The organism is Mesorhizobium sp. M1227, from assembly GCF_040318315.1.
Taxonomy (GTDB): Bacteria; Pseudomonadota; Alphaproteobacteria; order Rhizobiales; family Rhizobiaceae; genus Mesorhizobium.
The window spans coordinates 1-21204 of the sequence record NZ_JAMYLZ010000033.1; the positions used below are offsets into that span (position 1 = coordinate 1).

14 protein-coding genes and 1 pseudogene are annotated in these 21204 nt (G+C 59.2%); 4 read left to right on the forward strand and 11 right to left on the reverse strand.

Annotated features, from left to right (window positions below):
* Nucleotides 1-310: 310 nt before the first annotated feature.
* The 4 genes and pseudogenes from NKH28_RS27150 to NKH28_RS27165 all read right to left on the reverse strand — a co-directional run.
* A complete protein-coding gene (locus NKH28_RS27150; RefSeq protein ID WP_352467868.1) occupies nucleotides 311-565 on the reverse strand; it encodes a DUF982 domain-containing protein in 255 nt (84 codons plus the stop codon).
* Between the two features lie 548 nt (nucleotides 566-1113).
* The gene (locus tag NKH28_RS27155) at nucleotides 1114-1341 is read right to left on the reverse strand and encodes a hypothetical protein (protein WP_352467869.1); all 228 of its coding nucleotides are present in this window, start codon (nucleotides 1339-1341) and stop codon (nucleotides 1114-1116) included.
* Between the two features lie 666 nt (nucleotides 1342-2007).
* A complete protein-coding gene (locus NKH28_RS27160; protein WP_352980852.1) occupies nucleotides 2008-2235 on the reverse strand; it encodes a hypothetical protein in 228 nt (75 codons plus the stop codon).
* Between the two features lie 617 nt (nucleotides 2236-2852).
* Nucleotides 2853-3049, reverse strand: a pseudogene (locus tag NKH28_RS27165) (transposase); the annotation flags it as partial.
* Nucleotides 3050-3124: 75 nt separating this feature from the next.
* Here NKH28_RS27165 and NKH28_RS27170 point away from each other — a divergent pair.
* Nucleotides 3125-3376, forward strand: a complete 252-nt coding sequence (locus NKH28_RS27170) for a DUF6074 family protein (protein ID WP_352473724.1) — start codon at nucleotides 3125-3127, stop codon at nucleotides 3374-3376.
* Here the strand turns inward: NKH28_RS27170 and NKH28_RS27175 are convergent.
* A complete protein-coding gene (locus NKH28_RS27175; RefSeq protein WP_352473732.1) occupies nucleotides 3322-3666 on the reverse strand; it encodes a hypothetical protein in 345 nt (114 codons plus the stop codon). The two genes, NKH28_RS27170 and NKH28_RS27175, sit on opposite strands and share 55 nt — an antisense overlap.
* Before the next feature lie 424 nt (nucleotides 3667-4090).
* On the opposite strand from NKH28_RS27175, the gene NKH28_RS27180 reads away from it, so the two are divergent.
* Together NKH28_RS27180 and NKH28_RS27185 are read left to right on the forward strand one after the other, a co-directional pair.
* Nucleotides 4091-5254 carry a hypothetical protein gene (locus NKH28_RS27180; RefSeq protein WP_352700228.1) on the forward strand — a complete coding sequence of 388 codons (1164 nt, stop codon included), beginning with the start codon at nucleotides 4091-4093 and terminating at the stop codon, nucleotides 5252-5254.
* 220 nt (nucleotides 5255-5474) lie between these two features.
* The gene (locus NKH28_RS27185; protein ID WP_352682139.1) at nucleotides 5475-6056 is read left to right on the forward strand and encodes a hypothetical protein; all 582 of its coding nucleotides are present in this window, start codon (nucleotides 5475-5477) and stop codon (nucleotides 6054-6056) included.
* A gap of 108 nt (nucleotides 6057-6164) precedes the next feature.
* Here NKH28_RS27185 and NKH28_RS27190 read toward each other — a convergent pair whose 3' ends face one another.
* From NKH28_RS27190 to NKH28_RS27200, 3 genes are all read right to left on the reverse strand, one after another.
* Nucleotides 6165-7646: a hypothetical protein gene (locus NKH28_RS27190; protein WP_352980853.1), complete on the reverse strand. Its 1482-nt coding sequence runs from the start codon at nucleotides 7644-7646 to the stop codon at nucleotides 6165-6167.
* A gap of 49 nt (nucleotides 7647-7695) precedes the next feature.
* Nucleotides 7696-8370 (reverse strand): hypothetical protein, encoded by a 675-nt coding sequence (locus NKH28_RS27195; RefSeq protein WP_352980854.1) that lies wholly within the window; start codon nucleotides 8368-8370, stop codon nucleotides 7696-7698.
* Between the two features lie 287 nt (nucleotides 8371-8657).
* A complete protein-coding gene (locus NKH28_RS27200; RefSeq protein WP_352980855.1) occupies nucleotides 8658-8903 on the reverse strand; it encodes a hypothetical protein in 246 nt (81 codons plus the stop codon).
* A 124-nt stretch (nucleotides 8904-9027) separates the two neighbouring features.
* Between NKH28_RS27200 and NKH28_RS27205 the strand changes: the two genes are divergently transcribed.
* The gene (locus tag NKH28_RS27205) at nucleotides 9028-9609 is read left to right on the forward strand and encodes a hypothetical protein (RefSeq protein ID WP_352682133.1); all 582 of its coding nucleotides are present in this window, start codon (nucleotides 9028-9030) and stop codon (nucleotides 9607-9609) included.
* 6 nt (nucleotides 9610-9615) lie between these two features.
* On the opposite strand, the gene NKH28_RS27210 is transcribed toward NKH28_RS27205, so the two are convergent.
* From NKH28_RS27210 to NKH28_RS27220, 3 genes are all read right to left on the reverse strand, one after another.
* Complete coding sequence (locus NKH28_RS27210; protein ID WP_352682131.1) at nucleotides 9616-10479, reverse strand: hypothetical protein; 864 nt, start codon at nucleotides 10477-10479, stop codon at nucleotides 9616-9618.
* A gap of 302 nt (nucleotides 10480-10781) precedes the next feature.
* Complete coding sequence (locus tag NKH28_RS27215) at nucleotides 10782-15626, reverse strand: NACHT domain-containing protein (RefSeq protein WP_352980856.1); 4845 nt, start codon at nucleotides 15624-15626, stop codon at nucleotides 10782-10784.
* Between the two features lie 211 nt (nucleotides 15627-15837).
* Nucleotides 15838-20979, reverse strand: a complete 5142-nt coding sequence (locus tag NKH28_RS27220) for an NACHT domain-containing protein (RefSeq protein ID WP_352980857.1) — start codon at nucleotides 20977-20979, stop codon at nucleotides 15838-15840.
* Nucleotides 20980-21204 lie beyond the last annotated feature (225 nt).

A 21204-nucleotide genomic window follows, 5' to 3' on the forward strand; every position in this document is an offset into this window, starting at 1 on the left:
ACCGCGCGGGTTCGGACCTCGGGAGAGAACTTGTTGGTCGTCTTGCTTGTCATGGCTCCACCTTCTCAGGAGTTGGAGCCTCCGATCAACCCGGCGCGGTTCAAAGAGCCCGCCGACCAACCCCGCTTTAGCTGCAGCTAAGGGAACGATGTAGGCCCTCGCGGGTTTAGAGGCGGCAGCGGGATTACTTCGTGGATGTGCAGCCGCTGTGGGGGGGTCCGTCGCCTCTCATCTCCATGCTTGGCGGCGGGCTCCTTTCGCGAAGGCGGTGTTGGTCTGAGACACCTAGAACCTTATACCGCAATCCAATTTAGCTGGTTGTCATTGGGGGGAGTAATGTCCCCTCCTCTTTTGCAGCAGCCAGGAATGCCTTGCGGGCCTCCTCAGCTTCCATCTCGTCGAAAATCACGGCCATGCAAACGCGCACCGCGAGGTCCCACCAAGGGCCACGCTTGGTCCACTTCATCAACTCCTCGCCGGCTGCCTCGGCGTTGTTGACGTTGCGGATGATCCCGGGACGCTCGGTCTTGACGGGGATCGGAGGGTTGAACCAGTGGAGAGCCATGAATGGACCCCAGGCGGCTAGCGGGTTTCGTCTCTACTAACCGGCTCAGCGATGAGGACGATTACCGTTTGTTAGGCATGTCTGAGTCCGTGACGGGATGTTTCCAAAGGTTCATCGACGGTTATCTAAGCGGTCGGTACGAAGCCGGTATGCATCATCTTCCGGTGGGTGTCGCCCTGGTCATTTCGCTTGTTGTCGGTCTACTCGTTGCGACGATCGCGTAAAAGGACCAGTCGGAAATCTGCGGCATCCGATGGTTATTTGTCCTCGGCGAGAGCGTTAATGTGAGGACTGTCACGCCAAGGCCGGAATATTGAGAATGAATGACAGCATATGGGCGCGCGCCCATTGCGAGGTCACCGAAGTCGGCCGACAGCTACTCCCGGGCGTCGAAAGCCACGCAGAGGCCCATGGCAGTTGCTGCCTCGACGATTGCCTCGGTTAGTTCTTCGTCGGAGGCCACCAAATAAGGCGCAGTCTCCCGAGCTTCGCGTAATGCCGCTTTGATCGAGACCGTGTCGCGACGGTCCGCCCTGTTGAGGAGGCGGTTATTCGCGAAGATCGAACCCGACGAACAGGCCAAAGGCTGGGGCAACATTGACAATAAGCTCCACCAGCTCGCAGTCAGTTTCCGCCAGATGTGGCCGGTCTCGGCGCACCGCTGCAATAGTCTCTTTGACGGAGATGATTTGGCCGCGACGGGCTTGTAGGATCAGCTCGTGAACAAGGTGTTTGGCAGTCACTTTGTCGGGTCGGCAGTTCGTCCAAACGTTCATACAAGGCCTCCCACCTCAGCGAGAACCCAAGAGAACATTCATGATCCTCTGTCGAGAAAAATCAAGAAGAATGTTTGATAACTTCTGAGTGGGAATCAGGGGGACAAGCCACGAAGCGAGCCTCTATACTCTTTGACCTGACGCTCAGCCAGCCGGCTAGGGACCTTCTTCCGTCGGGCCCTGTTTGGCCCGATCAATAGCCGCAAGTAATGACTGTAGGGTTGGCGGCAGTTCTGGTTCGACCTCCAGATTTAAGAACGTTTGTACGTGATGACGATAGCCTTCGGAACGGATCAGTTTCCGAAACGCTTCGGAGACAGACTGATGGTCTGCTTTGTTGCTCGTTGTCATGTTCGGGAAGTCCGTCCCAATGAGCCGCAACTCGCCCGCAACGAAAGGGTTCCATCAGGAGGTCGGAATATTTGGTAGAAATTTCTGAGCGGGAGATCGGCTAACTAGCTCGCGCGAAGACCCCCGTGCCCCCTTCGATCCGCCGAGCATTAATCCCCGCTGTTTGAACAGAAGATCGTGTCGATCTAGCGTCGGTGTTGCATATCGTGAATGTTGGAATGCTTCTGTCCAATGTTTGCTCACGCTGTGATGCCAACAGGGCAGGCTCTCGCGGCAGCGTGCCGCAAGGCCGCGACGAATGAACGCCGGCCCAGTTCAACCCGCGCGACGTCGTTCAAAGCTGGGAGGATCCATCTTCACCAAGCGGTCTGCGGCCTCGACCGCAGTTCGTATCCTGCTGCACAGCGCGAGATTTTCCGCCAGCATTTCTTCAGTGCGTTGAAGCGCGAGCTCGATCCGGTGGATGCGCTGCCTGGCATTGGCAACTTCCGATGTCAAAAGATCGGCCGCCATCCCGTGGCCGTGGGGTTCCATAGTGTCCATGGGTTTCTAATACATGGGGGGCGATATCGTTCCCTGATGTCGGGCGAAACGGCGGGCCGCAGAAAAGCGCGACGGGCCGAATGACCAATGCGCGCCGTGTCAAAACAGCGCCGGCAACAGGCGAACGGCTTCGGCCGCTCTAGATCCCACGGGCAGAGGCGATCACGGTCCAGAGGGCCATTGATCTGTTCAGGTACGACTACAACGTAAGCGAAGACACACTCAGGCGGCTGGTGATCAAGCACCGTCTTCACAACCAGACAATGCCCGGTGCTCCGTGGAGAATAAGCGCTCCCGTTGGTTTGGCTATGGCGCTCGCCGGCGATGATGACGCGCTTGCGCGGTTGAGGCGGGACGATCGCGAGCATCCGGACGTAACCCGGTATTTCAAGCGGCTCGGCATCCCGCGACCCTGACCTGTTATCAAAAGTTATGGTCGCGGCGACTGTCTAAAATAGACATTAAGTAGATGTCGCGGCCCGACAGGGCTCCACACAAGAGCGAACCGTTGCTGCCTTGCGCATCGCCCTCTAGGCCGCCGGCGTCGAGTTCATCCCGGAGAACGGCAGCCGCGCCGGCGTGAGGCTCCGCAAACCTTAGGCCGTAGACTCGTTACTGCGCAGCCACACACCTGCTTTTCGCCATCGGACGAAGCGGTTGCAACAGGTGGTGCGCGGGCCATAGCGCTGAGGCAGGTCGGCCATGGAGCACCGGAGCGCAGCACCCAGAAGATGCCGTTCAGCACGCGCCGATCATCAACACGTGGCACACCTCTTGGCTTGTTGGGTAGACGCTTTATTCCATCGCTGACCATTGTCCAAAAGCGCTGTTAACCAAATTTTCTCACCCGCCAATGCTTATTCGCGCGACTGAAGGGGTGAGGTGATCGATGTGTGATTCAAACATAAGCGCGTTTCCGCTGCATCGGCGGCGGAAGTTGGTCGAAGGGATCGCCCGGGTCCTGGAATCCAAGAACGGGAAGGACGCGAACGCCTTCTGGCGCAACACCGCCAAGGAAATTCTCGTTCAACTGTCCGAATCAGGAATTGCACCCGGGGTCGCCGAACAGGAAGTTGGAACGCTTCTTCATGCTGTCTTGGCCGATATCGCCACCCGCAGTGCTGCGAAACTTGCACAATAGCATCGGCTCACGATGAAGGATTGCCGCATAGAGACGCCCCGGGGCTCCACAAGCGTAGCACCACTGCATCCGTCAAACGCAGGTTTCTCACTGCGGATGAAAAGATAGGCGCGTTCGTCGAAATCATGCGCGCGAATGTGCTCTCGGGCGAGATACGGCTCCGCCTCGCCTGTCCGGCGGTCATCGACCAAATCGAGGTAGGCGATGCGGAAACCCGCATTCACGAAAGGCCGACGGACCTTTTCCACGAGCTGAACCCGCAAAACCAATGAGCCGCCGTTGAGTTCCACACTGCCAATTATGCGACTTTTGAAGCACAAAAGGCGAACATGTAGTGGCCGGCCTATGTGTTCTCGACGTCAACAGCACTGACTCACTTCGGCTATCGCCGGCTTGTGAATGACCGGAAGGGGGCCGTTTCCAGACCGTCCGGTTTCGGTAGTTGCGAGAAGCTGCCGTTCTGCAGCCGACCCCTTAGCGGACATGGGGAGCTACTTCGAACAAAGATGTAAGCTGCCCTCCCCCATGCCAATCCAATGGCAGTCCTTCGGGCTACCATTGCAGTTTGGTGTACCTTTCCTTCTATAGGCTCTAAGCGATTCCAAGAGGGGGATTTTTGCCTTTCCAGCTGCAGAACTAGCATCGTCAAAGCACGGCTCCCATAGTGCCGCATGACCAGCGCGATGCGCGACTGAAACACACGAACGGGACAGAATGTTGGACTTGTTTACTCCGCGATTCCGGGAAGAAAAGCTCCACAATTACTTTCGTCGCATCTCGGCCGACCCTCACTACGCGAAGGTCCAGCCTATCATTCAAAACTGGGCGACAGGCCTGCTGGATCGAAGGGGAGAGAGCCAGAAATTCATCAACGAATTTCAAACGACATTCAATTCCTCGATGTGGGAACTCTATTTGAACAGAGCGCTGACCGATTTGGGGTGCAGTGTCGACTTTTCAAAGTCAGCGCCGGATTTCTTCGTCCGAGGACCCGGAAACTACGAGTTCAACATAGAGGCTGTCGTCTCTGACCAGCCTCCGACCGCGAAGCAGAAGAAGACCTTCAACGAGCAAGATTTCAAAACCCGTGGTGCACTGAAGCTTGCTGGGAAGATCAGGGACAAGCTGGATCTTTACCGCGGAAGCAATGGAAAGAAGCACCCGTATTCCTCGATGAGCCACGTGTGCAGCCGGCCATTTGTCATTGCAATCGCCCCCTTCGATAGCGACCTCTCACTCACCCAAAACAACGAACTCATCAACATGGTCCTTTTTGGCTTGGCGCCGCCTTTGCTCGAAGGGCCAGACCTAGGAAAGCAAGACAAGATAACCTCTCTCCTGAAGCCTTCGGGTGCGCGAGTTGAGATGGGAATTTTCACGAACGATTCGTTCAAAGAGATCAGCGCCGTTTTCTTTTCTACGGTCGGGACCTTTGGAAAAGCGGTCGTTGAAGGTAAGATTGATAGGCTCGTCCGGTCGACCCGTTACAGGGTGATCGACAAGGACAGGATTGCGCCCGGTTCGGAGCTCTGGCAAGTCGGGACGCACCGGTTTCAGCTCGCCGCGCTGAACTACCTCCTCACGCAACGACGAGGAAGCGAGCATCAGATCGGCGGTGCAGATGTGCTTATTCAGCACTCATCGTTTCATCGTGAAACCCATCTCGATGGGTTTCAGGTCTATTTCAATCCGTTTGCAGAGGTACCGTTTGAGCCAGAATTCCCATGGCCCGCAGAAATCGCTCTCAACTATTACGACGTCGAAAGCGGTGAGCACATCCAAGCGCATCCTGACGGCGCGCTCGTTTCAAGGCAGGTTTATCAAATAACCCCCGAATACATTCGGCTTCTGCTCGGCAGTTATGGCTTTCTTTCATGATGGTTAGCCGGATTGGAGAGGCTTCAAGATCGATTCCTAAGTCCGCATCCTGAGTTCTGCGCTCAAGAGCGGACTGACAGCAACCTGAGGTGCCTTTTTGCGACTGTGTGACGATTGCTTTGAACTCCGGTCATCAACATCTGGTACCATTCTTGAAGTAGCAGCAAGTAGGGCGTCGAACGATCAAGTCTGTCGCCCGAAACCGAATTGGGTCCCCATTATGAAACAGGAGGCAACTACTGTGGCAGCGGGAACTGCCGCGAGCATCGAACTTGCGGATCTGATCCGACGAAACGTGGAGTCTATGGCCTTCCCGCCATCGGAAATAGAGGCGGCCACCTATGAGGAGGTGAGCGCGCTGCCGCGCGTAGTTGTTTCTCGGCCGCCCGTGGAAGAGCTTTTGGCGACTGGCTTCGTGCGTTATGACTGTCACCGAAATTGCGGTGAGCAAGCTGCCAATGACCCGGATGGCAAAAGCAGACAGGTCACTGGATGGTTGCCCCATGGTGAAGACCTGATCCTCCACTCGGTCGCCATTATTGAAAATGAATGGATCTGTCTGACGCCGCAGTTAGTGCCTGCGCCGAACAGGTTTGAGTTCATTCCTGACCCTCATCTTGAGTGGCGCAATGCAGATGGCGGCGCCACCCGGACAGCATTCCGTCATGGGAATGAGGTACCGAAAGCACTTCGCAGGGACCCAGGCCATCATATCCGTATGTGGGACGAATTCCAGGCTCTCGTCGCAAGGGGACATTCGGTGATCGAGGCCAGAGATTTCATGGCAACGTCCGCTTTTTAGGAAATCGAACGTCGATTCGGAATGTCCGGCATGCGGCGCTAACCTGCCCGTCACGGTTCGAGCGAGTTGATTGTTTTGATCAGAGCGGCCACCGGTGGGCGAATAGCGTCAGAGCCCTTCGAATCCTGGGATGCCGTAGGCGGTCGGATCCAACGTCGGATTGAACAGCCATGCCAGCATTGACATGTTGCAGCCGTTCATGGTCTTGACGTTACTTAGCAAATCGGGCTCCGCGGCTGGCGTTTCGTCGGCGGCTACACTCACCTTTCCCTCCGGCCATTTGCCGGTGAGGCGAAATTGCTCCATGACAGCTTTTGCTTCTTCTTCAAGGGTGCGCCAGTATCTCGGCTTTCCGTAGAGAAATGGACACGAGTCTGTTGATGCCGTGAGTCCCGCCATCTCGGCGACTTTGGCGTCGGACAGCCGCCAGCCCAGCGGCAAGCCCAAGTCGCCGATGGGCAGCTCGTGGGGAAAATACCCGCCATCGACGTGTATTCCTTGAACGTTGTCCGGGTCAGCCAGTCCGCCGAGCAACCGCCTGGCCCGACTCACGGCCAATTCGCCTCTGGTGGTCCGAGTGCTGATCATCGTTAACAGCGGGTCCAGAAGATAGGACTGCCGTGGATCTGCGTCCTTTAGGGACTCAAGGTCGTTCAGAGGCACTTTGGAGTTCAAACTCTTGATCGGCATGTAAACGAGAAAAACATTGAACTCGCAGCCCTTCCACTCAACTGTTTGGGTGAATGTCGGGATGACGTGTAAAGGACATTTGCAGAGGTTTGTTCCACTCACCTCGTAGGTGGCGTCTTCGCTCTTGGCGCAGTGCTCGGAGTCGAGGGAAAGCGCCTTTATCTGCTCGACCACTTCCATCGCCGTATCGGCCCCTGCGTTCTCGAAGTAGCCGCCGTCTCCGAGAATTCGATAATCGTCTTTGTCGACTCGCAGCCGCGCCGTCGACGTGAGCCACGGGAAGCGAGCGCTGGTTACGGCTGCCCGGTTCCCTTGGATGTCCTCGCCGCCCGTCATGGGGAAGAAAGCAGCTGTTTGGCCACCCAGGTCAGGCACGGATCCAATCACAAAGCGAAATCCCGAATTGGCGTCCGTTGCAACGAACACCTGGGCGGGACGAGCCTGATCTGGCCGCCATGACGCTGCTAACGGTTCGGAGATACGCGGATTGTCCGGGAGACTTGCAGCAATGGTGTTTGCCAGGACATCGCCCCCGTCCGGCGAAATATCGATGAACGGCACGAAGAAGTCAGCCACCTGCACAATGAGGAGGTTGGCCAAAACGGGGGACAGGAAATCATAAGACAGCACATCGGTATTCACAGCCGTGTTGGAAGAGCCGCATTTACGCAGCTCAGAATTAGGCGCCTCCGCTGATGCGAACAACAGGTTGCCGATGCCCCCGCCCGATATGCCAACCGACGCGAACAGGTGCTGCTGGAAGCTTGGACAAACGGTCTGCAGCTTGCTGAGCGCGAGATAGGAATGAGCTGCGGCATAGATGCCGCCACCCTCGGCGGAGCTGATAATGACCGGATAAGGTCGCTTTGCCTCTTTGTAGGCGTCCAGATCGCCGCGCATTGCCAACCACGGCACGACAGCAGTGGCCGCAAACCAGTCGGAGCTGGCGTCAGCCCCGGGGCTCTTTGCCAGGCGTGAGCGGAATATCGTTGCTGCTCCCGAACACAATCGACGCTAAAAGGCAAGCTCCGAGGTATGCCGCTGTGGCCAAAGGCCATGACCATAGGATCGTTAGTGTGGCGCCAAGCAGTCCAAGTCCAATAGTCACGACTGCAATACCTAGAGCCTGAGGTGTCGAGATCGGGTCGAGCCTCACTACGAGGCACAAAAGCGCCCACATGACCAGAACGGTTACAAGCGACCATCTCCGGCTCAGTTCTGCAACGCGCTTTGCGCCATACCCCGCCAATCTTAGCCGGCCTAAGAGCATCATGGCTCCAATACATACAAAGATGCCGGGAACGACAATCACCCAAAACAGCCACGGCGAGGCGGCGTCAGTCTTTTCGATTAAGCGGGCAATTGCGTAAAAGGATACACTCCCGACGAGCAGATCGGCGAATCGTGAGCTTCGACCGAGATCGTCGACGAATGAGATGGCGAAGGCCACGGTTACATATACTGGCAAAGCAAAGAAGAATATCGAGGCATAGCGCTCGTCGCGCAGGTATATGCTGAAGATATGTAAAACCTGCGGTGGCGCTAGAAAATTGAAAAGAACATAAAATACAGATATGACAAAAAGCGGAATGCGCTGAAATAGATATCGTGTGAAAAGCGTCATCGTATGTCTCTAAAGAGAATTTCAGCGCAAGTCAGTGATGCACATTCAAGAGAATGGTATTACATCGCCAGAGAACCGCAAGTCCTCCCCGCATCGTCATCGTATGCGAAGCCGGACGCATCATCAATCTGAGGACTGCCTGCAGCCAGATCCTCGGCTTCGTCGTGATGTCTATCTCCATGCCCTCCATGAGGAGACCTTTGTGGACCACCTGTTGGGCCGGCCAATGAGCCATGACCGTACCGAGTACCGCGTGCCGGTGAACGCCGATATCCATGACGCAGAGGTCATTTTTCTTCGAGGAGTAGGATTTCGATATAAAATCCGCTTGGCGTGAGGGGGCCGGCGAACTTGGCATAGTCGGTACTGCCGCCGCCGTAGCCAACGCCATCCACCACGTGACCGGCAAGTCCGTGCGTGATCTGCCGGTCACGATCGACAAGCTGCGTAGCCTTCTCCAGTACGAGCATCCTGGCGCCGCCCGTTTGGCATTCAGATGCGATGTGGCCGTGACTTAGTGCAATCGTGCCCAAGGTGGATCGCGAGAATGTCCGCTTTCTGGCTTTGGGCGAACCAACGTGAACGGCTGCGATCAGGCGCAAAGCTGCCACTCACCTATCGAAGAGCAAGAGGCCGCTTAGGGTCAGATCTTGCCGTTTGAGCTGGCCGCCGGAACGGGCACTGCGCCATCTCCGGACCTCCGGATCGCCATCAGGACTGAAGGGATTCTTCAAAGGCACGCATGCGGTGCCTCAAAGTCCGCTGATTGAGCTGCCGCATATGTCGAAGGTTGCGAAGGCAGGCCTCCGTCTCGCCGACACGGCTATCAAGAACGGTATCGAGTTCGATTTCAGCTATGAGGCGGATGCCAAGACGGGCACCCAGAAAATTGCCTTCAGGGTGACGCCCGCGGAGGCGCTGGAAGCGAAGAGGCGGGAGAAGGCGCGGCAACAGTTGCTTACCGGCCCGGAGACGGTGCGGCGGCTAACTGCTGCCGTTCCACAGGTCCAAATCGAAGACTTCACCAGAAGAGTGATTGCGCACGCCCCGTCTGGCAGCTCGTTCGACCAAATTGTGGTCGAGGCTTTCGTGCAGTTCATGAAAGATAACGGCAACGCTTACCAGTTGCTACAGCTCGCGTTGTCATTTGAGATGCAGGGCAGGTCGGACATCGGGCAGGTCATACGCCGACATATCGATGACGGACCGGGCAAAGTGAGCGTCAGCGTAGAGGACTAGGCTCAATCAAGCCTTTGGGGCAGCTGCGGGCTTCTCCGCTTCCTTTGCATCAGCGACAGCTGCCCGCTCTTTGGGCGTCGGGAAAATGGTCTGAAGCTCCTCGGGTGGTATCCGCTCTTTGCCCTTATCAAGGATGCCACTGGTACAGATCGTGATGAACCCGACTCCAAACTGCGAGGTGGAGATCATGAAGTCCCCCTTCTCCTTGTACCCGTAACGGTAACCGAACCGCCTGCCGTAATCCTTGATGTTGCCCCGGCCACCAACCTCTTTTTCAGGCAACATCCTATTCACGTAGTCGGTTAGCTGCGACGCGCGCGGATGGCTGCTGTGAACCGTTGCGGTCCAGATGTAGTGCTTCTTCGTAAGGAACTTGCCGCCCGTTTCCTTGTAGTAGATCGCACACGCCATCTTCCGCCCGATCCTCGTGGCCGCCGCAGGAAACTCTGCAGGCACACCAGCCAACGGCATGTTCGACAAATCGGCGTCCGCTGGCACATGAATCCCCATTTCAGCCAGTGCCGCCGCCTTGGCCTGATTGCTGAGCTTGGTGTTCAGGAGCGCGGCCGGATAGTTGTTCTTGATGCCATCCTGCAGCCGCCACATCGACCACAAGTCGTTGGTGAACAGGTCGGGGTTTCCCATCTGCATGTAGTAGCCGAATATCTGGTCCTCCCTCTTGGTCGAGCCGTTGCAGGCCTCACACGCGGGGAACTCAAAACCCTCCGGGAAGAACCCACGCGGGAAGCACGCCTGAGGCGGGATGTGGTCGACCGTGGACGACTTGGTCACGCCTCCACAAAGGCAGCACAGCGGGTTGTCCTCCAGCAGTTGCTGGTAGCGGCTCTTCTTTTGTTTGGCCTGTCCCATTATTTCAGCAGCCCATGCAGGAGGTCGTTCAGCTGGATGGTGCCATGTGCAAACCCGTCGGCGAGAGCATCGATTTCAGGAATCGAGAGCCGCGCGCTTTGCGCGATTAGCTGCTGTTCCGCTTGCTCGAAAGCCCCGCGTCCAACCTTGCTCAGGCCGATGCCGAACGACGGTCAGTCCGGACTGAACTATACCCGTTAGAGCATCCTTGTCAGGCCTAAGTTTAGCATGGCTCGGTTTCGGATAGGTTAGCAGGCGACATCTACCGGGCTAGGGAAGCGCGGAGATGTCGAGCGACCTGGCTAACGGCCCTTCCGCTGCGCAAACAATGGGACAATCGCAAGCGCAGCGTTCGAACCAGCGTCGGCCATAATGGCCAATATGCGCCGGATCTCGGGCCTGTCGCAGCCCGCGTGATCGGCCAACGGCTTCGCGAGCGCGGCGGCGCGGTCGCCAAGATCATCATATTGCCAGAATTTCGGATCGCGGCCATGCGCCTCGACAAGGCGGGCGAGCCATCGCGTATAGATGGAAGCTCGCTCGTCCAACGACATGCGTTCGACCACACGCAATGATAACCACGCCGCTCGGCGGAGATGAAGTGTCGATTGCTGCCAGGTGTCGATCCATTCCAGAAGATCTGCGAGATGTAGCCAACCGGGCGGAATTGGAGTCGACCAAGGGCCCACGAACCCTGCAGCCTCCACGCAATTGTCGAGTGAATCATAATTGGTTTGCCGAGATGGGACGGCCGTCGCCATGACCCATTCCGCCGCGGGCTTCCACGCGAACCAGAAGCGTGCGTCGGGCCTCCGCTCGCTGACCATTAGTTCGTGGGCGATCGCCTCCATATAGTTGCCGACGAGTTCCCGGCCGTGATCTCGTTCTTCAAACCGGGTCAGACTTTTCCAGATCGCCCCATCGCCGTGGAAGGCCGCAAAGCGCCCGACCTCGCTCGCCATCTTGTGGGCCCATTCGAAGGGATAGCGGCGGTCGTGCTGCCGCGGCTCCTCGTCTTCCGAATAGTCCCGTGTCCATTCGACGAGGCCCTTCAAATAGGTCGCGAAAGCGTCGCGCCCCGTTGCCTCGCTCGTAAGGCGACGCCAGTCGAGGCGGGCTAGAATTTCCGCCACGCGTCCCCAGTCGAGCACGACAGGCGAGATCAGCCGAACGCGGCGCGGCGGATGATACCATTTGCGACCGCGTACCCACTGAGACCGATAGGGTGCCGGCGGAAGGTCTGGAACTCGGTTTGCCGGACATGGCGTTGCAGCGCGTTTGATAATCTTCAATCGCCTCCTCGCCATGCGTCTCGCAGCCCTTTCTTCGCTGCCCTGAAACCAGAAATGGCCGATGTCGATCACGCATACATCCAGCGTGGCAAAGGTCACCCGGCGAGCAAAGTCCGGGTTTGCGTCCCAGAGAAGTCCATCGAGCACTGCCTTTTGAAGGCCATGCAGCCGATCGACGGCAAGTTCGAGGACACGCCGCTCGATGGCGTCGTTGCGCTGGCGGCAGGCATACGCGGCGAGCCCCCATGCTCCTATATCCTGAGGGTCGAAGCTGAGTAGCGCCTCATCAACAGTAAAGTGTTCTTCCGCTGGCGAGCGCCGATTCTGACAACCCGCCTCAAGCCGTTCGCGAGCCCATTCGAGCCTTGCATCGAGAAACGCCATGTCGGCCCTTGCGACGACAATTGCTGCTGCTCCAACAATGGCGAAGGAGGTCATCTTTCGGGCCAGTCCGAATCCGCCATCATCGGCATCCTCGGGCGGTTCGGCCATCACTTGATCAGCTAGTTCGATAGCCTCTTCGAGGGTCAAGCCTTCCTCGATACCACCTTTCTCGCGCGAGTGGACTGCCCACATCGCCAACCGATTTACCTGTCCCATTCTGCGGCGGTTTTCTTCTGCAGCCTCGATGACCTTGAGCTGCTCGGCCGGAGGATTGATATGGGCTTCGATACGCTGCTTGGCCTCATTGTAGCTGATCTCGACCTGATTCTGGTCGCTGTCGGAGAGGATGCGTGCGAACCGCTCCCCGTTCGCCGCGACCCATGATGAATCGGCCGGCTGTCGCTTATCTTCGGCGAGATCCTCCAAACTCCACGTGCCACGCAAGGCGTCGAACTCGGCTTGGACTGTCTCGCCCGCCTTCAGGCGGAATGGAAGCATCAACGTGTGCGACATCGGCGACTGCGCCTTATGTCGCTCGAAGATCGCCTCGACCTGATCGAAGTGGTGATCACGCTCTGAGAAACTGTAGCTTATGCGATGCGCCGGTTGTTGGTCGTCGATATGCTTGCGAATGTCGTATTTCCAGAACCGCGGCGTCCCGAGAAATGGCGCAGCGTGATCAACCGCACCCGGCGTGTTTACATGCGCCTTGAGGAGAGAAATACACAGACCCGCCGTCGCCACCAGACCGTTGGGCTGTAGAGCGAGCCTAATAAGGTCGCCGACATCCCGTCCGTTGGATGCTTGCCGATGCATCCATTCATCGAGCGCGAGATGCATCGAACCCAGGATATTTGATCCGAGTACGGCTCGGGACCAGCGGTAAACGGTCTCGTCACCCCAGAGAGCGATGGTATGCCCATCGATTTTGAGCGTCAGCGCAAGCGGTTGTTCCCCGTCGCGGCAGCGGGCGTACCAGCGCCAGAAGACCGAGGCTCGCCGTTCGATTCGATGGAAAAGATCCAGCGCCAACACTTCGTCGGCCTCGAACAACTCAAGGAAACCCGCGCGTGATGGGCCAGGCGGGTAGCAACTCTGACCGTCAGGGAGCCCCGAGCTATGAGCGTCGGAAAAACTAAATAGCTCACGCCCGAGGATCGACTGATCGTTACGCGAGCGGCGTCGCGGCGGCAGATAATGGCAGGCGCAAAGCTTGGCCCACGTGGCTGGAAACTTACCTGCCAGGAAACCAGGGGATTTCAGCAACTTGCGTCGCGGGCTGCCGAGGCGCCGATCATTAGCCAGACGCGCGAGATAGGCTTCGACACCGCGCGCGTCCGACTCAGCGCAGAATATCAGAGCCTGCCGAAGTTTCTCTTCGATTAGCTTCCAAGCGTCGCGGTCCGGCAAATCGATCCCGAAAGGCTCGCGTCTATCGCTCCAACCGAGCAGGTGACGGCATTCCTCGATCTCATCCAGCCAAGGGCGTACGATCTGTCCTATGGCCTGGCTATGGGCGTTCGGGAAGTTGAGCGTTGCTCGGCAGAAAACGCGCGCAGGTTCGGCAAGCTGAGGAACAAGACTCTTCGGCCAATTGGACCATTTCGGCAGCGACCAACGTAGAAATGGAACCCAGCTTCGCCACACCGGCTGCTTGCCATAGGTTGCGATCGCGTAGCGTTGGCTTTCGCTAAAATGGGCAAGGTGAGGAGAGTGTAGGAGCGTTTCGTCTAGCCTTGTCTCGGATACGAGGAGCGAGTCAAGAAGACGGCGGATCAGCCGGAAGTCATCGGCTTCGAGGGCGGAACCGAGATCGTCAAGGATTGCGCTAGAGGCTTCGGTATAGAGCGGCGCGACGAGCCAGGCCCGAGCCCAGGCAGGATCTATTGAGGTGTCGGCTTCGAGCGCCGCATACACTTCGCGCCAACGGACATAGTGGCCTTGCTCGAGACACAATTGTCCGAGGAGCCTAACCGCTCGAAGCCACCACAACGGCTCACCGCTGTCGCGCAAACGTTCGCCAAGCCGGTCGCAGTCGGGCAGCAGACCACGGGCGATGAGCCAATCCTCGTGTACGTCAAAAGCAAGCGTGATTGCGTCGGCACGAGGGTCTGAAAGCAGCGTGCCTTCGCTTATGAGGCAGAGCGCTCCTTCCGGATCGAAAACGGAGCTCCCAGGCGCGCGCGTCGGATTTTCGACAAGCCACCGCCCCATCTGCGACAGAGCCTTGGTCCGGCAAACGGTTAAGCGGGCATCATTCTGATCTGCATTAGCCCATTTTCCTGCTAAATCCATTTCGGTAATGCGCCCCTCGGGCGGTACGTCGAGTTTTAAAAGCTCGCGAAGAAGAAAGAGCCGCCGGTTCTGCTGGGCAAGATCATTCCGTCTGAGTAAAGATGCAAAGGCCGGGAACGCTTCCGCAACTGCTTCACAATCCTCCTCTTCTATCGCATCGACCGGAAGGCTCGCCGACTTGCTGATCCCCGCGTCATCGAGAGCGGCGAGCACCAAGTCCCGGTCTTGATATGCGCGAGCGGAAGTAATCATCCGCCAATTGCCGGCATCCAGATAACGTGCCGCGAGCGCCAGCAGGTCGGTCACGACCCCGCGCCGCTCCGAGAGCAGGAGTCGGTCGGCCCCGTCGATCAGGACCAGCAAATTGCCACCGCGTCCGAGGCGCTCGAACAGCTTTGTAGGTGTCTCGCCGATCCCGAGTTGCACCAGGTATTCGGCGAGCGAGCCTGCCCGAACCCTATTGTCTTTCAGAACAAAAAGCGGACCCAAATGCTCAAGTGCCAGGCGCTTCAGGATAGCCGATTTGCCACCTCCGCCCTCACCTGTGACGCGGACGATATTATGCTCAGCAAGATAGACCGACGCGCGCGCAACGAGATGCGACCGGGGCAGTTGGAGACTTTCACTGCCGCGGCGCAAGCGGTCCTCGATTGACCCCAAGGCGGCCTCGGCGGCCTCAGCCACACGCTCGAGATCAGCCGCGCCTGCCGCAAGCTCAGGGTAAAATTGGCGGATGACCGATGGATGCTTTGCCAGCAAGGCTTTGAGAGCGCCCCAGCCAAGAATATCTACCTCGAACTTGCCGACGGCAACCCGATCCGCGGAGACAGTGCGGGCGTGCTCCTGGAGATCCGCATCGACCTCGGCAGTCGTCGCAAAATACCATTTCCCGAGTGGTGGTGCGAACGCCTCTGCTTTGCCGAGCTCGATATCGAACTCGGCCTTAGTTGGCTTTCCGCCAAAGCCTTGGTCCTTGCCTTTGCACTGAACACCGAAGTATGTACCCGGCTTCCATTCGGGCGAGCCGTATACGTCGACGCCGTGCTGCGGTTGGCCGATCCGGCCGTTCTTCTGCGCGGTTGGATCCCTCCATACTTCCGCGAACAAGGCGCAAGACAGGTCCTCGAAGGTTTGCCACTTGCTCGGCGCATTGATCTGTGAGTCGAGAATATCCACGAGCTCAGCCTTGGCACAGCGAAAGATAGCCAGCAATTATGCGGGCGGAGCAATATCTACCCCAGCGCAAGATATTTCGCTTCCATTTTCACATTGGCCGGCGCGAACGCTAATCTGCAATCCGACTCACCCTCCGCTGGCCGAGCTGTTTGAGCCGATGCTTGATGTCCCGCGATTTCGCCTTGCGCGCCGATCGCGTAGGAGGACCTACTCAGCTTCTCCCATCCAGACGCGCGACCGATGCCTGTGGGTCGCCCGCAGCCGCTTCCACCCGCAACTCGAGCTCATGCGCCTCGGCGACGCCAACCCCGATCAGATTGCCCAGCGCGCGGTCGATCCGGCCCCGCGCGGGATGCGCCTGGATCAGCAGGCTCGGTTGTTCGACGAACACGGCATCGAACCAGCGCACGACGCGACCACCGATGCCAGCGGTGATCCACAGGCCCGCCGCGCGGGTGCGATCGAACCAGGCCTCCACTGCATCGAGGACAAAGTCGAGGTGTCGCGCCCGGGGCGCAACGAGGAGCAGCTTCATAGTGCAAAGCGCCACGAACACCGTCGGCCCGCCCCTCAGCAGGGGGCGCATTGTGGCTAGCAGCGGGTCGATGCGGTCGAAGAGAAATGGCGGGAGATAGCTATGCGTCCCGTTAAATGGATCGTGGGTATTGAGGAGCATCTTCGCGATGATGCCGCCACTTTCTATGTCGATCCGCGAGCTGGCCGGATCGCCGGCATATTCCCACCGCCTGAGCGCGATCACCCGCTCCACCAGCTTGGCGCGCAGATCGGCAGGCCGAGAAGCGGTACGTTGGAGATCATTGAAATAGAGCGCGTCGGCCGCATGCATGACCGTCTGCGCGACCTCGCAGAAGGGCTCGTCTGGCAAATCGGTCACGAGCTTCAGATCGGAATCGAACGACATAGGCGTTCCGTCGAGTAGCCGCTCGGCGAACAGCGCATAATAGTGCAGGTTCCAGTCGTGGGGATCGCGGTCGATCTCGGTATCAACCGACAGCCCCAACCCGTTCATCCGCGCGGTCCAGTCAGCATAGGCCGCGACCACCTCCTGCCGCCAGCCGATCGATCCCTTAGGCGCGGCCTGCATCATCGCCAGCCACTGCGCCGCAGCCGCGCTGTCGACGTGGACGATCTCAATCGCCTCGTCTTCGTCGAACTGTGCCGGTGGGACTGGTCTAGGAACGCGAATACGCGAGCCGCGACGCAGATGTGGACGCTCCTTGGGCCATGTCGGCCACGCAGATTCGGCGCCGCCATCCAGCCAGGCGACCTCGGCTGCGACCGCTGCATCGATTGCCGCGGCCCGCTCTGCTTCGAAACGCGCATGCTCGGCGTCGTCCTCCTCCTGATAGCTCTTCCAGCGCCAGATCGTGCTTGCGAAGGCTACGCGCATCGCCGCTTTGAAGAGCCTGGGCTCGATCTCGAGGATCCGCGCAAGGCCGGCGGAAAATGCCGGCGCGGCGCTGCGGTCCTTGCGGGTCGCGAGCCGGATCAGCGCATCTCGGTCCGCTTTGCTCCCCTTGCGCCCCCAGAGATGGATCAGCGCAAGCGTCGCGATCGCCGGGCGGTTGAAGCGCAGCGCAAGCTGCGAACCACCCCCGCGATCGGACTGCTCTTCCAACGCGATCGAGATGACCTGACGAACCCATTTCTCGTGCGTCACGAGCAGATCGTCATCCCCATCGCGTGCTACCAGCAGGGCAGTCGTGACCAGCCTCGTCGAGCGCGATTTGAGAGCATCGGTATCACTGTCGTCGGGAAGATCGCCCTCCGCATACTCGACCGCATCGCGTGCCGTTGAGGCGTTGGCGTGTTCGCCTTCTCCGCCCATAGCCAGACTGACGCGCGCCTCGATTTCGCTAGATCGAAGGAACTCGCCCCGCGTTTTCTCCATCGCCGCAAGATGGGCGGCCTCATCCGCCGGCGGCTGATAGGCCAGCTTCCCCTCCCCGATGTCTGTCCAGTTCGACCGTTGAAGCATGTTGTTGGCACAGCGGGCGATGAACCGCGTATCGCCCCAGTTCGAATAAGGCTCATAGGGCTCCAAGTTCTCGATCGCGGCGCCCAGTTGCTCACGCAGACGGTTCGCAATGGTGTCGTCGCCCATATAATTGGGGACGATGTCAAGCAAGGACGCACCCCGTGACGGGCGGGCTTTCAAGTCGGCGAGTTTGACCTTTCCATCCGGCTCTTTCCCAATAGGGAAATCAATTCCCGACCCGATTTGATCATGGGTCTGCCGCGCGCGGTCGGCAGACAGCAGCACAGGGGCTGCGATAAACGGCGCGAGAACGTCACGACCGACACTGAAATGCGACAGCAGTACGTCGATTGCGACCAGCAGATAGGCCGCACAGCTGCCTTCGGGTCCAAGGATGTCGGTGAGCACTTCATCGACGGGTACACCGTCGTCGAGGCGCTGCTGGCTCCACGCCTCGAGGGCCTTCAGTCCGGAGGCCGCGGAATATTCGTGGCTCTGGTCGCGAGACCACAAGTAGCTCGAAGTCCAGGGAAAGAAGCGCGGGCCATGGCCGAGATCGACGGTGTAGCCGTCGTCTTCCGGGGCAAACCCGTCGGTGTTGAACGCTATCGCTTCCGCAACCAGCGTCCGAATCAGCCTCAACCCTTCAGCAGCGCCGGACTCCAACAGATCGAGGAATGGCGGCTGCGCCGGCGAGGCCGGCAGATAGTCGCTGTCGGCGAAGGTGAAGGCTCGCTCCATCGAGCGGTCATGGCGGCCGCGCCGCTCCCGCTTGTCAATGAGGCTCGACAGTATGAGGTCCGTAAGCTCGGCCGGCGCAACCGGCGCGATCACCTTGGAAAACGGCCGGATCGCCTTGACCTTGTAGCTGTCCCCCTCGGCGCCGAGCTCCCTTAAATAAGTCTTCAGTTGATCGGGCGCGAATTCGCCAAGCAAGACCGCAATCAGGCGCAACTGCTCTATCGTGCTACGCGACGCGTCGCTCGCCGCCCGGCCGAGGCTTCGCTCTCCGGGGATCGTCACCTCGGCGTCGCGAACATCAAGCTGACGCAGCCAGCCAAACAGCATGATGGCCGTCTGCTCGGCGAACGGTCGAAGGTGCTTGAGGAAATAGACCTGTATTTGGACCAGCTCGACCACCGCGCCGATCGCCGACATTGGAATCTCAGCAGCATGCGCCACCACCCAGCGCAGGACCAGAACTGCCGACCCGGTATTATTTGTACGATACGAGCGCGGCAGATTGACCTTGGAGCCGTCCGGCATCGTCATCAAGTCTGCCGTCGCCACGGTCTCGGCCGCCGCGATCGCCGTGCACAATTCGATAAGGCGAGCTGCGTCGTCTGCCAATAGACCAGCGCTGCACTTTTCGAGCAATTCGAAGCCGGCCTCCGACCGCGGCAAGGCGAGGATGGCTTGGCGCCGCCATGATCCGTGCGCCCCTCGCGGAGACAGATGAGCGATCAGATCGGTCCAGGCGCTGCAATCTGCCCCCGTCTCGAGCGCGAGACGTGCGGCGAACTCGATACCGCGCGCCACACGCGGCGATACCGGCACAGTCAGATCGAGTGCGGCCAGACGGCTCGGATTCTCTGCGATGTAGTTCCCGATCGCCCAGTCGCGCAGCACGTCGTGATAGAAGTTTAGCCGGTCGCGGCGCACTTCCTTGAGCGTCAGTGCCTCAAGCAGATGCGTCCGAGCAGAAGAATCCTCGGTCAGCTCGACCCCGTCTTCTCCCTTTATGGCACTCGCCGCGAGCGCTGCCAGCAGCCGCTGCGCGGCGCGCACCTCCGCAGCCGACGCGCCGTCCGCTCTCTTCCACCACGAGTCGGCCATTGCTGCTTCGGTCCGAACCTCGGTCGCGCTCGGCACCTTCAGCAACCGGGATAGCCGATAGAGATTACGAGCAAGACCGGCGGCGGGATGTTGGGGGGCAAGCAACAGCCGAAGATCCGGCGCCTGATTAACTAGAATCGCGACTTCATCGTCCGACAAGGGGCCGACGGGTACCGGCTGCACGCCGCCCAGGGCGGCAACGATCTCTTCGTCGAGCCAAGGTTCGATATCGACATGGCCGGCAGTGCGCGTGGTAGCGATTACTGTAAAACCCGGAATCGTGCTCGCCGCGCGCATGAGCTCGATGATGGTGCGTTGGCGGCCTCGATCGTCGAACATATCAATGCCGTCGACGAACAGCATCGCGGCGCCGCTAGCGGCCAGATCGGTCAGGAATTCGCCCGCCGAACCCGGAATACCGAGCGCGTTAGAGAACGGTAGCCAGCCGCCTGCCGGCGTCGAGTCGCAGTCAAGCACGATGATCGGCGCTTGGCGCGCCACGCGCTCGGCGACGTGCCGAAGCACCCAGGACTTACCGACACCGGAATCGCCACGGATTTCGATGAACCGATGCGCTTCGGACGCGTCATCCACCGCAGCGACAGCTTCCAATCGTGGCAAGGTCACACCCGCCACGCTCGTCCCGATATGGGAAAGCGTATTCCGCGCGAGTTCGGCTAGCTTGGCGCGTGCCAGCCCATAATCGCGGTCGCCGGCAAGCCGGAACCCTGCCTCGGCGAGATCGGCCCTGAGGCTATCTCGATCAATTTTACCGCCAGTGGTTCCGGTCTTGATCGACAGGTCGGTCAGCCGGCTCCATAGCGCCTCGGCACGGGCGACATCCTCGTCTGCCAGCGCCACCCGCGCGAGCGCCAGACCATGGGCCCGGGCAATCGGCGCCATCGCTTCGAAATCGAACTCGAGGATGAGCATTCGCCGCAAAAGCAACCAGATCGCCTGGTCATTGTCAGCGATACCGCCGGCGATCAAATGCTTTCGCGTCGTCGCGACGAAGTCGCGCATGTCCTTGCTCGCGACGCCCTTGGCGTCGATGCGGTTGAAGAACGCTGTTGCGCTATCCGCAGTTCGCGCCCATTTGAGCACATCCTGATAGGCGCCCGAAATCTTGCGGCTGGTCCGTTGGGTCGCGATGCCGAGAAGATGCCGGTCCTCCGGGACAGAACCCACCGTGCTCAGCGCAATTTGCGACGCGACGTCCTGATAGACGCTATCGCCAGGCGAGAAGGTAATATCCCGCTTCGACTGGATTTCGAGGATGAAGTCGCCCGCCGATCCCACGCCCGAAACTATCAGGTCATCGAGCTTGAATCCCTGCTCCGTGCCCTGGAACCGAATGCTGACGACCCGGGCGTCAGGCAAGCCCGGTGCCCGATTGCCCGTCAGCAGCGCAAGCAGATATAGCGCGCCGAGCTCACCTTCGATATAGGCACCGGCTGGCCCCCGCGATGCTGGGCTCGAACCGCGCGCGATTTCGGAGCTGGACTCCTGTTCCACCATTGAGATGATTTGCAGGGAGTCGTCCTCCCGATCAAGTGGGCACAACACTTTGTTCTAGTTCACCTGAACGGTCGGCAGGTTCTGACTTCGCTGAAAACAGGTGAGAATGGCCGAGGCGCTTTGCAGCCGGCTGCCTTGCTGCCCGGAAGTGGACTTCTTTCTGGTTCCGAATTGGAAATAGCGGACTCTGAGGTCGCCACGAGCCTTATCTTACATGACCCGTGA